Here is a 12,593-nt window from a genome sequence, read left to right as displayed (position 1 = left end):
CTCGGCAGCTGCTACAAAGGGTGTCGCGGCTGAAATTGCTTAACTGACTGGCATTACCGCAAGCCCCCCTTTTTTGCAGGAGCACAAAAAAAGGCCGCATGAAAACCCGAGGGTTCTCATGCGGCCTTCTTATGTGGCGAGGGAGCTTGCTCCCGCTGGCCGACGGAGTCGGCCCACTGTCAGCCTGCGTGCTTAAGCCTTGGCAGCTGGCCGCTTGTCTTCGACCGCCCACTTACCGCCGTCGTAGTACGCTTTCCAGCCAGTCGGCTTGCCATCAACCTCGGTCTGCACGTACTGCTCCTTGGTCTTGCGACTGTAACGAATCACCGCCGGGAGGCCATCCGGATCTTTTTTCGGCGCTTCGCAGAGGAAGTGATACTTCGGATCGATCTCATCCTTGTGCGGAATGATTTCGATCACCAGCGGAGCACGAGTCTCGCGGTTTTTCGGGAACTGACTGGCCGCCAGGAACAGGCCGGAAGCACCGTCGCGCAGAATGTAGGTGTCGTTGACCTTTTCGCACTTCAGCTCCGGCATCTTCACCGGATCCATCTTCGGCGGCGCCGCATCACCACTTTTCAGCAGTTTGCGGGTGTTCTTGCAGGTCGCATTGGTGCAACCGAAGAACTTGCCGAAACGGCCAGTCTTGAGCTGCATCTCGCTGCCACACTTGTCGCATTCCAGGCTCGGACCTTCATAGCCCTTGATGCGATAGGTGCCCTCTTCGATTTCGTAACCATCGCAATCCGGGTTGTTACCGCAGATGTGCAACTTGCGCTTCTCATCGAGCAGATAGGCATCCATCGCCGTGCTGCAGATCGGGCAGCGATGCTTGCCACGCAGTACCAGCGACTCCGACTCACCCTCGTCGTCCGCGGCAATTTCATCGCCCGGCACCAGGTTGACGGTGGCCTTGCAACGCTCCTTCGGCGGCAGGCTGTAGCCCGAGCAACCGAGGAACACGCCGGTCGACGCAGTACGAATCTGCATCGGACGACCGCAAGTCGTGCACGGAATATCCGTCATCACCGGCTGGTTGGCGCGCATGCCACTATCCGGGCTCTCGGCAATTTCGAGCTTCTTCTTGAAGTCGCCGTAGAACTCGTCGAGCACGTTTTTCCAGTCGCGTTCGCCCTGGGCCACGTCATCGAGATGCTCTTCCATGCCGGCAGTGAAGCCGTAGTCCATCAGGTTCGAGAAGCTCTCGGCCAGACGTTCGGTGACGATGTCACCCATCTTTTCCGAGTAGAAACGACGGTTGTGCAACGCAACGTAGCCGCGATCCTGGATGGTCGAAATGATCGCCGCGTAGGTCGAAGGACGACCGATGCCGCGCTTTTCCATTTCCTTGACCAGGCTGGCTTCCGAGTAACGCGCCGGCGGCTTGGTGAAGTGCTGGGTCGGATCAAGCTTGATCAGCTTCATCGCGTCGCCCTGGGCCATGTCCGGCAATACGTCGTCGTCGCCCGGCTTGGCGATTTGCGGCATGACACGGGTGTAACCGTCGAACTTCAGGATGCGGCCCTTGGCACGCAGCTCGAAGTCCCCGGCACCGACGGTGACTGTGGTTGACAGGTATTGCGCCGGCAGCATCTGGCAAGCGAGGAACTGGCGCCAGATCAGCTCGTAGAGGCGCTCAGCGTCCCGCTCCATGCCCGACAGCTTGCTTGGCTCGGTATTGGCGTCGGATGGACGAATCGCTTCGTGAGCCTCTTGTGCGCCTTCCTTGCTGCTGTAGACGTTCGGGGTCTCCGGCAGGTACTTCTTGCCGAACTCGCCTTCTATATATGTACGCGCCATCGCCACGGCATCGGCCGAGAGGTTGGTGGAGTCGGTACGCATGTAGGTGATGTAGCCGGCTTCGTACAAACGCTGGGCCATCATCATGGTTTTCTTCACACCGAAGCCCAGGCGGTTACTGGCAGCCTGTTGCAGGGTGGAGGTGATGAACGGTGCCGACGGCTTGCTGCTGGTCGGCTTGTCTTCGCGCTTGACGATGCTGTAGCTGGAAGACTTGAGCTTCTCCAGCGCGGCCATGGCCTGGGCTTCGTTGAGCGGCTTGAAGGCTTCGCCCTTCTCGCGAGCGACGTCGAAACGCACGGTCGCGCCCTTGGCGGTGCCGAGGTCGGCATGAACTTCCCAATATTCTTCAGGGATGAACGCGCGGATTTCACGCTCGCGCTCAACCACCAGCTTCACCGCAACCGACTGTACGCGACCGGCGGACAGGCCACGAGCGATCTTGGCCCAAAGCAGTGGCGAAACCATGTAGCCCACAACGCGGTCGAGGAAGCGACGTGCCTGCTGGGCGTTGACGCGGTCGATATCCAGCTCGCCTGGCTGGGAGAAGGCTTCCTGGATCGCCTTCTTGGTAATTTCGTTGAACACCACGCGCTTGTAGCGGCTGTCGTCACCACCGATGGCTTCGCGCAGGTGCCAGGCAATGGCTTCCCCCTCGCGATCCAAGTCGGTTGCGAGATAGATGGTGTCAGCATCCTTGGCGAGCCGGCGCAGCTCCTCGATGACTTTTTCCTTGCCCGGGAGGATCTCGTACTTGGCTTTCCAGCCATGGTCCGGATCGACACCCATGCGTGTGACCAGCTGCTTGCGCGCTTTTTCTTTCGGCGACAGTGCCGGCGCTTCACCCGCAGCAGCCTTGCCGCGCTTGGCGGCTGGCTCTTTGCTGGCGCTAGCCGAACCGCTGGTGGGCAGGTCTCGGATATGGCCGATACTCGACTTCACCACGTATTCGTTGCCCAAATACTTGTTGATGGTCTTGGCCTTAGCCGGGGATTCCACAATGACCAGCGATTTGCCCATGGATCAGAAAATTCCTGAATTCGAGAAGTGAAAGGCGATTGGCGCCTGACGCGGCACCGCTATATATAGTGGCAACAAGGTGAGGTCAAGCGCAGGGTTTTGCGCGCACTCAGCTTATGGCTTGGTAAAAAGGCTTTCTTCGGCCTGCACCAAAGCAAAGCGTGGCACCTGTTCGCCGTCAACTTCGACGGACTCCAGGAACATGCTCAAGGGACGCACCCAAAAGCCGTAATCGCCATACAGGGCTTGGTAGAAGACCACTTCTTCTTCGGTTTCCGAATGCCGCGCAACACTGAATACGCGGTACTGCGGACCTTTGTAATGTTGGTAGAGCCCTGGTTGTATCGGCATGCTTTGGCCCTCACTCAAATTTTTTCAAAATAAAAACAAAAATAAATCCGGAAAAACAAAAACCGGGGCACTTGGCCCCGGCTTCCATCAACGAGACGCTTAAACGCGTTCGAAGACGGTGGAGATGCCTTGGCCGAGACCAATGCACATGGTGGCTACCCCGAAGGTGCCGCCATTCTGCTTCATCACATTGAGCAAAGTGCCGGAGATTCGCGCACCGGAGCAACCGAACGGGTGGCCCAGGGCGATCGCGCCGCCGTGCAGGTTAACCTTCTCGTTCATCTTGTCGAGCACTTTCAGATCTTTCAGCACTGGCAGGGCCTGTGCGGCGAAAGCTTCGTTGAGCTCGAAGAAGTCGATGTCGGAGATGCCCAGACCCGCGCGCTTCAGTGCTTTTTGTGTGGCCGGTACTGGACCATAGCCCATGATTGCCGGATCCACACCTGCCACTGCCATCGAGCGAATCACCGCCATAGGCTGGATACCCAGGTCCTGTGCGCGCTGTGCCGACATCACGATCATGCACGAAGCACCATCGGTGATCTGCGACGAAGTACCGGCGGTCACGGTGCCACCCTTCGGATTGAACGCCGGCTTCAGAGCCGCCAGGCTTTCCAGGGTGGTTTCCGGACGAATGGTTTCGTCGTAGTCGAAGGTTTTCAGGAAACCGTTCTCGTCGTAACCCTGCATCGGGATGATTTCGTCTTTGAACTTGCCTTCCACGGTCGCCTTGTGGGCGAGTTGGTGGGAGCGCACGCCGAAAGCATCCTGCTGCTCGCGGGTAATGCCGTGCATTTTGCCCAGCATTTCCGCGGTCAGGCCCATCATACCCGAGGCCTTGGCCGCGTACAGCGACATGTGCGGGTTCGGATCGACACCGTGCATCATGCTCACGTGCCCCATGTGCTCGACGCCGCCGACGACGAACACGTCACCGTTGCCGGTCATGATCGCTTGCGCAGCAGTGTGCAGAGCGCTCATGGACGAGCCACACAGGCGGCTGACGGTCTGGCCGGCCGAAGTGTGCGGGATCTGGGTCATCAGCGACGCCATGCGCGCGATGTTCCAGCCTTGCTCCAGGGTCTGGTTCACACAGCCCCAGATCACGTCCTCGACTTCGTTCGGGTCGACCTTGACGTTGCGTTCCAGCAATTTGCTGATCAGGTGCGCCGACATGTCTTCGGCGCGGGTGTTGCGGTGCATGCCGCCCTTGGAGCGGCCCATCGGAGTACGACCGAAGTCGACAATCACGACGTCTCTAGGATTCAAGCTCATAAGTTCACTCTCACTCTAGTTGGGGGCGCTTAACCGAAGAAGCTCTGGCCGTTCTTGGCCATTTCGCGCAGCTTCGCGGTCGGGTGGTACAGCGCGCCCAAATCAGCGTACTGGTCAGCCAGGGCAACGAACTCTGCCACACCGATCGAATCGATGTAGCGCAGCGCACCGCCACGGAATGGAGGGAAACCAATACCGTAGACCAGACCCATGTCGGCTTCGGCAGCGGTTTCAACGATGCCGTCTTCCAGGCAACGCACGGTTTCCAGGCACAGCGGGATCATCATCCAGTTGATGATGTCTTCGTCAGTGACTTCGCGCTGTTCAAAGACGATTGGCTTGAGCACTTCCAGTACCGACGGGTCGGCGACTTTCTTCTGCTTGCCCTTTTTGTCGGTCTCGTAGGCGTAGAAGCCCTTGCCGTTCTTCTGGCCCAGGCGCTTGGCTTCGTAGAGCACGTCAACGGCCGAACGACGGTCGTCTTTCATGCGGTCCGGGAAGCCTTCAGCCATCACGTCACGACCGTGGTGACCGGTGTCGATGCCGACCACGTCCATCAGGTAGGCCGGGCCCATTGGCCAGCCGAATTTTTCCATGATCTTGTCGATACGGACGAAATCCACACCGGCGCTGACCAGCTTGGCGAAACCGCCGAAGTACGGGAACAGGACGCGGTTGACCAGGAAGCCCGGGCAGTCGTTGACGACGATCGGGTTCTTGCCCATTTTCTTGGCGTAGGCAACGGTGGTCGCTACGGCCAGTTCGCTGGACTTCTCGCCACGAATCACTTCAACCAGCGGCATCATGTGCACCGGGTTGAAGAAGTGCATGCCGACGAAATTTTCCGGACGCTTGAGGGCCTTGGCCAGCAAGGTGATGGAAATGGTCGAGGTGTTGGACGCGAGGATGGTGTCCTCTTTGACCTGGTCTTCGACTTCAGCCAGTACGGCTTGCTTGACCTTAGGGTTCTCGACGACCGCCTCCACCACCAGGTCCACGTGACCGAAATCACCGTAGGACAAGGTAGGACGAATGCCATTGAGCACTTCAGCCATTTTCGCAGCAGTCATGCGGCCTTTATCAACGCGGCCAACCAGCAGTTTGGCGGCTTCGGCCAGACCCTGCTCGATGCCGTGCTCGTTGATGTCCTTCATCAGGATCGGCGTGCCTTTGGAAGCCGACTGATAGGCGATACCGCCACCCATGATGCCGGCACCGAGTACGGCGGCCTGCTTCACGTCCTTGGCGATTTCGTCGTAGGCCTTGGCTTTTTTCTTCAGCTCCTGATCGTTCAGGAACAGACCGACCAGGCTCTGTGCGGCCGAAGTCTTGGCCAGCTTGACGAAACCTGCGGCTTCAATTTCCAGCGCCTTGTCGCGACCGAAGTTCGCAGCTTTCTGGATGGTCTTGATCGCTTCAACCGGCGCCGGGTAGTTCGGGCCGGCCTGGCCGGCCACGAAACCTTTGGCGGTTTCGAAAGCCATCATTTGTTCGATGGCGTTCAGCTTCAGCTTTTCCAGCTTCGGCTGGCGCTTGGCCTTGTAGTCGAACTCGCCGGAGATGGCGCGCTTGATCAGTTCCAGCGCGGCCTCTTGCAGCTTCTCTGGAGCAACCACTGCGTCGACAGCACCGACTTTCAGCGCGTCTTCAGGACGGTTTTCCTTGCCCGCGGCAATCCACTCGATGGCGTTGTCTGCACCGATCAGGCGCGGCAGACGAACAGTACCGCCGAAGCCAGGGTAGATGCCCAGCTTGACTTCCGGCAGACCGATCTTGGCCTTGGTCGACATGACGCGGTAGTCCGCGGCCAGGCACATTTCCAGACCGCCACCCAATGCAATGCCGTTGATCGCGGCTACAGTCGGGACGTTGAGGTCTTCGAAATCGCTGAAAATCTTGTTGGCTTCGAGGTTGCCAGCAACAAGTTCTGCATCCGGCAGCTTGAAGTTGTCGACAAATTCGGTGATGTCGGCGCCGACGATGAACACGTCCTTGCCACTGCTGACGATCACGCCCTTGATCGAAGCATCTGCCTTGATGGTGTCTACGGCCTGACGCAGTTCGTTCAGGGTTAGACGGTTGAACTTGTTGACGGACTCACCCTTGAGGTCGAACTTCAGTTCGACGATGCCACTTTCAAGAGCCTTAACCGTGATGGCTTTACCTTCGTAAATCATCAACTGATCTCCACGATATGGAAGCTGAACAGTACACGCCGGACGCAGGCGAATGGCTTGGCAGGACGTTAAACGTCGATGCTACGCCGATTCACCCGACACACCCGCCAACGCGATAGTCGGGATTCTGTAGGAGCGGTCTGAAATACAAACGCTCAATTCATACGCCCGTTTGATTTGGGTACGTCACCTTCACGGAATTTCCGACAATTGTCAATCGCCCGAAACACGGGTTGAAACGCGACTTTCCGGTCATATCCGTACTGCGAAGACCTTCAACACGCTTGAGCATGCGAAGTCATTCATAGGATCAATTGTTAGAAAAGTCGCCCTAATTCGCTGCAGCCCGTGATTAACAAGCTACGCTGGCGGGACCAGGGGAAAAGTTGAACGCTTCGGCGAATGCCCAGCGCAAGATCAGCCAACACCGATTTACCGGCCTGCCTGGCCAACCCGCCCGATGATTTTGTCGGGCTTTTTATTGCCTTCTGTAGCAGCTGCCGAGCCTGCGAGGCTGCGTTCGGCTGCGAAGCAGTCGTAAATCAGGCACCGTGGTACATCAGGCTGATCGTGCGCTCAGGGTTTACGACGACTTCGTCGCCGGACGCAGCCTCGCAGGCTCGGCAGCTGCTACAGATCCGTTTCAGGCGAGGGCTTTGAGGGTGGCGTCGATCTGTTGCAAGACCTCGGCTTCGCCCTTCTCGCCCCAATACAAGGCGATCATTTGCTTGTCGGCCTCAACCTTGTAGACATTGCCTGGCAATTTTTCGAAATGATTGAGCAGCGCCCGATCCTCACAGACTTCCTGCCATTGATTCACCCAGGCACCCGGTGATTTTTGCCAGTAACACCAGCACGCAGGCTGACTGCCACGTCGCGGGCGATGGTACTGGGCGCAGGGGCTCGGCGGCTCCTGGCTTAGCCAATGCGGCCACTCCTGAGGCGCCAACTGCATGGACAGGCCAATGCGTCGGGCCTCCATCCGCAGGGCTATGCGCCCACTCTGGGCACGCGAAGGGCGCAACCATGCCAGCGGGCTGAGCACCACCAGCAGGATTGACACCACTATCCAGACCGTCATATCTGTACTCCCGATTCTTGATGGGCGCGCTCAGTCACTTTTGAACCGATGCGCTTGAAACCAGCCATACTTACCAATATTGCAATCCTCAGGAGGAGCACCTCATGCCCTACAACCATATTCTGGTCGCTGTAGATCTGACCGAAGAGTGCGACCCTGTGATCCACCGCGCTCGCGAACTGTCGCTGAGCAACGGCGCGAAATTGTCGCTGGTGCACATTGTCGAGCCAATGGCGATGGCCTTCGGTGGCGACGTGCCAATGGACCTGTCACAACTGCAACAGCAGCAGTTCGATCAGGCCAAGGAACGCCTTGAACGCCTGAAGCACAAATACTCAGAGCTTGAGGGCTCCAATTGCCACCTCACCTACGGCCAGCCACGCCAGGAAATCCATCACTTCGCTAAGGAGCAAACCTGCGACCTGATCGTGGTGGGCAGCCATGGCCGACATGGCCTGGCACTGCTGCTGGGTTCCACCGCCAACGACGTACTGCATGGCGCGCCTTGCGATGTGCTGGCGGTGCGCCTGCAAAACAAATCCTGACAACACGCATCAATGTGGGAGCGGGCTTGCTCGCGAATGAGGTGTGACAGTCGACATATTCGTTGAATGTTGAACCGCTTTCGCGAGCAAGCCCGCTCCCACATTGGATCTGCAACAGTCCGCGGATTGCATTGCATATGAAAAGCCCGGCGTTCATGCGAATGAAGCCGGGCTTTTTTATTGCAGGATCAATCAGGCATCCAGTTCGGCCCAACGTTCGACCATGACGTCGAGTTCAGCCTGCAATTGTTCCAGCTGAGCGATCACGGCAGCGGTTTCAGCCGCAGGACGCTGGTAGAAACCCGCATCAGCCATTTGCGCTTCAACGGCGACAATCTGCTGCTCCATGGCTTCGATCTGGCCCGGCAACGCTTCCAGCTCGCGCTGCAACTTATAGCTGAGCTTTTTCTTCGCCACTGGCGCTTCGACGGCTGCCGCAACTGGCGCAGGCTCGGCCTTCACCACAGCGGAGTTGAGGTCGGCCTTGCCGGACTTGCTCTCGGTCACGCCCAGCAGGCGCGGCGAGCCGCCCTGACGTAGCCAGTCCTGATAGCCACCGACGTATTCGCGAACCTTGCCTTCACCTTCGAAGACCAGGGTGCTGGTAACCACGTTATCGAGGAATGCCCGGTCGTGGCTGACCATCAGCACGGTGCCGTTGAAGGTCAGCAAGACCTCTTCGAGCAATTCCAGGGTTTCGACGTCGAGGTCGTTGGTCGGTTCGTCGAGTACCAGCAGGTTCGCCGGCTTGCTGAACAGCTTGGCCAGCAGCAGACGGGCGCGCTCACCGCCGGACAGCGCCTTGACCGGCGTGCGGGCACGCTGCGGGCTGAACAGGAAGTCGCCGAGGTAGCTCAGCACGTGGCGGCTCTGGCCGTCGATATCGATGAAGTCGCGACCTTCGGCGACGTTGTCGATCACGGTTTTTTCCAGATCCAGCTGATGGCGCAACTGGTCGAAGTAGGCGACATCGATCCTGGTGCCCTCTTCCACTTTGCCGCTGGTCGGTTGCAGGCCGCTGAGCATCAGCTTCAGCAGCGTGGTCTTGCCGGTACCGTTGGCGCCGAGCAGACCGATACGGTCGCCGCGCTGCAGCACCATGGAGAAGTCCTTGATCAGGAACGGACCGTCCGGGTGAGCAAAGCTCACGTTATCGAGGACCATTACCTGTTTGCCGGACTTGTCGGCGGTTTCCAGCTGGATGTTGGCCTTGCCGGTACGCTCACGACGCTCGCTGCGCTCGACGCGCAAGGCTTTGAGCGCACGTACGCGGCCTTCGTTACGGGTACGACGGGCCTTGATGCCCTGACGAATCCACACTTCTTCCTGGGCCAGACGCTTGTCGAACAGCGCGTTGGCGGTTTCTTCGGCCGCCAGCGCGGCTTCCTTGTGCACGAGGAAACTGGCGTAGTCGCCGTTCCAGTCGATCAGGCCGCCGCGATCCAGTTCGAGGATGCGGGTTGCCAGGTTCTGCAGGAAAGAACGGTCGTGCGTGATGAACAGCACGGCGCCCTGGAAATCCTTCAGTGCTTCTTCAAGCCAGGCGATGGCACCGATGTCCAGGTGGTTGGTCGGTTCGTCGAGCAGCAGCAGGTCCGGCTCGGACACCAGGGCCTGGGCCAGCAGGACGCGACGACGCCAGCCGCCGGACAACTCGGCGAGGGTCTTGTCGGCCGGCAGTTGCAGGCGGCTCAGGGTGCTGTCGACCAGCGTCTGCAAGCGCCAGCCATCGCGGGCTTCGAGGTCGTGCTGGACGTGCATCAGTTTGTCCAGATCGGCATCGGTGACGATGTTCTGGCTCAGGTGGTGATATTCGGCGAGCAGCGCACCGACGCCGTCCAGGCCTTCGGCCACCACGTCGAACACTGTCCGCTCGTCGGCTACCGGCAATTCTTGCGGCAATTCGCCGATCTTGAGACCGGGTGCGCGCCAAACGGAGCCGTCATCGGGCTTCTGGTCGCCCTTGACGAGCTTCATCATGCTGGACTTGCCAGTGCCGTTGCGGCCGATGATGCACACCCGCTCACCACGGGCGATCTGCCAGGACACCTTGTCCAACAACGGCATAGCGCCGAAAGCAAGGGACACATCGCTGAATTTGAGCAGGGTCATGAGCTTCTCCAAAAACCGGGCGCGCATTCTACCTGACTTGAGGCTTCAGAAGGCCGGCAATTTCACTCTCGTAGCACTCTGAACGACAAATGTTGCGAACTGATGCGGGAAGGCCCGCAAAGCTTTCGCCGGCTGCTGGCAAAAGGCTAAGCTACAGACAATTCAGTGCGGGCCTGACCCGCACTTGTCATGTTTTCTCTGCCTGGACGTCTCATGCGCAGTCGCCTTTTCAATCTTTTGTCGTGCTTTTTACTTTCAGCCGCAGCGTTTCAATCCGCCCAGGCGGTGGACCTGTCCACCCAACGCCAATATTACGATGAAGCCAAACGCGCCCTGGCCAAGGGTGATACCGGCCCGTATTTCCGTTACAGCCAGGCCCTCGCCGATTATCCGCTGGAACCGTACCTGGCCTACGACGAACTGACCGCGCGCCTGAAAACCGCGAGCAACGCCGAAATCGAGAAATTCCTCGCCGAACACGGCGACCTGCCCCAGGCCAACTGGATGAAACTGCGCTGGTTGCGCTGGCTGGCGGATCGGGGTGACTGGGCGACTTTCGTCAAGTATTACGACCCGAAAATGAACTTCACCGAACTGGACTGCCTGAATGCGCAGTACCAGCTCAGCCACAACCTCAAGGCCGAAGGTAACGCTAACGCGGAAAAACTCTGGCTGACCGGCAAATCCCAACCGGATGCCTGCGACACCCTGTTCGGCATGTGGGCGGCCGAAGGCCAGTTGACCGAGCAAAAACGCTGGGAGCGCGCCAAGCTCGCCGCCCAGGCGCGCAATTACCCGCTGGCCAACAGCCTGGTCAACGGCATGACCACCCTCGCCCCTCGCGGTCGTTTGCTGGTGGACGTCGCGCAGAAACCGGAACTGCTCAACCAGCCGTCACGCTTCACTCCGGCCGATGAAGCCATGTCTGACGTGGTCAGCCTCGGCCTGCGCCGCCTGGCTCGCCAGGACCCGGACAAGGCCATGGACCTGCTCGATGGCTATGCCAACAGCATGCACTTCTCCCGGGATGAAAAAGTGGCGATCGCCCGGGAAATCGGCCTGACCCTCGCACGACGTTTCGACAGTCGCGCACTGGATGTCATGACCAAATACGACCCCGAGCTGCGCGATAACACGGTTTCCGAATGGCGCTTGCGCCTGCTCCTGCGCCTGGCGCGCTGGGATGATGCCTATCAGTTGACCCGCCGCCTGCCCCAGGACCTGGCCACCACCAACCGCTGGCGCTACTGGCAGGCCCGCAGCCTGGAACTGGCGCAACCGCAGAACCCGGAAGCGCAGACGCTCTATAAAAGCCTGGCCCGCGAACGCGACTTCTATGGCTTCCTCGCCGCCGATCGCTCGCAGTCGCCCTACTCTTTGCTCAATAAGCCGCTGGTACTCAGCCAGGCCACCATCAACAAGGTGCGCAATACGCCTGGCGTGCGCCGCGCCCTGGAACTGCATGCCCGCGGGCAGATCGTCGATGGCCGCCGCGAGTGGTACTACGTCAGCCGTCACTTCAGCCGCGACGAAATGGTCGCCCAGGCCAAACTGGCCTACGACCTGAAATGGTACTTCCCGGCGATCCGCACCATCAGTCAGGCGCAGTATTGGGATGACCTGGACATCCGCTTCCCGATGGCTCACCGCAATACTCTGGTGCGTGAAGCGAAGAATCGCGGCCTGCATCCGAGCTGGGCGTTCGCCATCACCCGCCAGGAAAGCGCGTTCATGGACGACGCCCGCTCCGGTGTCGGCGCCTCGGGCCTGATGCAACTGATGCCCGCCACCGCCAAGGAAACCGCACGCAAGTTCAGCATTCCCTATAGCTCGCCACAGCAACTGTTCGATCCGGACAAGAACATCCAGCTCGGTGCCGCTTACCTGAGCCAGGTGCACAGCCAGTTCAACGGCAACCGCGTCCTTGCCTCCGCCGCCTACAACGCCGGCCCGGGTCGCGTACGCCAATGGCTGCGCGGCGCGGACCATCTGAGTTTCGACGTGTGGGTGGAAAGCATTCCGTTCGATGAAACCCGCCAGTACGTGCAAAACGTGTTGTCGTACTCGGTAATCTACGGCCAGAAGCTCAATTCGCCACAGCCGATCGTGGATTGGCATGAGCGGTTTTTCGATGATCAATAAGAGGCGCCGCGGCTAATTAAGCGGTAATGCGATCTGTAGCAGCTGCCGAGCCCGCGAGGCGGCGTTCGGCTGCGAAGCAGTCGTAAAATC

The 12,593-nt window shown here is 59.4% G+C and carries 8 protein-coding genes; 2 read left to right on the top strand and 6 right to left on the bottom strand.

Annotated elements, in window-relative coordinates; genetic code table 11:
* Positions 1 to 192: 192 nt before the first annotated feature.
* The 5 genes from topA to PMI28_RS15965 all read right to left on the bottom strand — a co-directional run bounded on the left by topA (position 193) and on the right by PMI28_RS15965 (position 7,704).
* On the bottom strand, positions 193 to 2,820 hold the full coding sequence (gene topA, locus PMI28_RS15945) for a type I DNA topoisomerase (RefSeq protein ID WP_007986365.1): 2,628 nt from the start codon (positions 2,818 to 2,820) through the stop codon (positions 193 to 195).
* Positions 2,821 to 2,934: 114 nt separating this feature from the next.
* On the bottom strand, positions 2,935 to 3,171 hold the full coding sequence (locus tag PMI28_RS15950; RefSeq protein WP_007986363.1) for a DUF1653 domain-containing protein: 237 nt from the start codon (positions 3,169 to 3,171) through the stop codon (positions 2,935 to 2,937).
* A gap of 99 nt (positions 3,172 to 3,270) precedes the next feature.
* A complete protein-coding gene (fadA, locus tag PMI28_RS15955; RefSeq protein ID WP_007986361.1) occupies positions 3,271 to 4,446 on the bottom strand; it encodes an acetyl-CoA C-acyltransferase FadA in 1,176 nt (391 codons plus the stop codon).
* Between the two features lie 29 nt (positions 4,447 to 4,475).
* Positions 4,476 to 6,623 (bottom strand): fatty acid oxidation complex subunit alpha FadB, encoded by a 2,148-nt coding sequence (gene fadB, locus PMI28_RS15960; RefSeq protein WP_007986359.1) that lies wholly within the window; start codon positions 6,621 to 6,623, stop codon positions 4,476 to 4,478.
* A gap of 643 nt (positions 6,624 to 7,266) precedes the next feature.
* Positions 7,267 to 7,704 carry a hypothetical protein gene (locus tag PMI28_RS15965; protein ID WP_007986356.1) on the bottom strand — a complete coding sequence of 146 codons (438 nt, stop codon included), beginning with the start codon at positions 7,702 to 7,704 and terminating at the stop codon, positions 7,267 to 7,269.
* Positions 7,705 to 7,808: 104 nt separating this feature from the next.
* Here PMI28_RS15965 and PMI28_RS15970 point away from each other — a divergent pair, with 104 nt between their 5' ends.
* A complete protein-coding gene (locus PMI28_RS15970; RefSeq protein WP_007986354.1) occupies positions 7,809 to 8,249 on the top strand; it encodes a universal stress protein in 441 nt (146 codons plus the stop codon).
* A 192-nt stretch (positions 8,250 to 8,441) separates the two neighbouring features.
* Here the strand turns inward: PMI28_RS15970 and PMI28_RS15975 are convergent, their stop codons facing one another.
* Positions 8,442 to 10,361, bottom strand: a complete 1,920-nt coding sequence (locus tag PMI28_RS15975; protein ID WP_007986352.1) for an ATP-binding cassette domain-containing protein — start codon at positions 10,359 to 10,361, stop codon at positions 8,442 to 8,444.
* Between the two features lie 213 nt (positions 10,362 to 10,574).
* Here PMI28_RS15975 and PMI28_RS15980 point away from each other — a divergent pair, with 213 nt between their 5' ends.
* Positions 10,575 to 12,503, top strand: a complete 1,929-nt coding sequence (locus PMI28_RS15980) for a transglycosylase SLT domain-containing protein (protein ID WP_007986350.1) — start codon at positions 10,575 to 10,577, stop codon at positions 12,501 to 12,503.
* The last annotated feature ends 90 nt before the right edge of the window (positions 12,504 to 12,593 follow it).

The sequence above is a fragment of the Pseudomonas sp. GM48 genome (assembly GCF_000282335.1).
Lineage (GTDB): Bacteria > Pseudomonadota > Gammaproteobacteria > Pseudomonadales > Pseudomonadaceae > Aquipseudomonas.
Note: the sequence above shows the minus strand (reverse complement) of the source record. Positions and strands in the feature narration are given on the sequence as shown.

Coding starts and splice junctions, on each gene's coding strand:
- topA (WP_007986365.1), bottom strand. CDS start 2,820: ATGGGCAAATCGCTGGTCATTGTGGAATCCCCGGCTAAGGCCAAGACC.
- PMI28_RS15950 (WP_007986363.1), bottom strand. CDS start 3,171: ATGCCGATACAACCAGGGCTCTACCAACATTACAAAGGTCCGCAGTAC.
- fadA (WP_007986361.1), bottom strand. CDS start 4,446: ATGAGCTTGAATCCTAGAGACGTCGTGATTGTCGACTTCGGTCGTACT.
- fadB (WP_007986359.1), bottom strand. CDS start 6,623: ATGATTTACGAAGGTAAAGCCATCACGGTTAAGGCTCTTGAAAGTGGC.
- PMI28_RS15965 (WP_007986356.1), bottom strand. CDS start 7,704: ATGACGGTCTGGATAGTGGTGTCAATCCTGCTGGTGGTGCTCAGCCCG.
- PMI28_RS15970 (WP_007986354.1), top strand. CDS start 7,809: ATGCCCTACAACCATATTCTGGTCGCTGTAGATCTGACCGAAGAGTGC.
- PMI28_RS15975 (WP_007986352.1), bottom strand. CDS start 10,361: ATGACCCTGCTCAAATTCAGCGATGTGTCCCTTGCTTTCGGCGCTATG.
- PMI28_RS15980 (WP_007986350.1), top strand. CDS start 10,575: ATGCGCAGTCGCCTTTTCAATCTTTTGTCGTGCTTTTTACTTTCAGCC.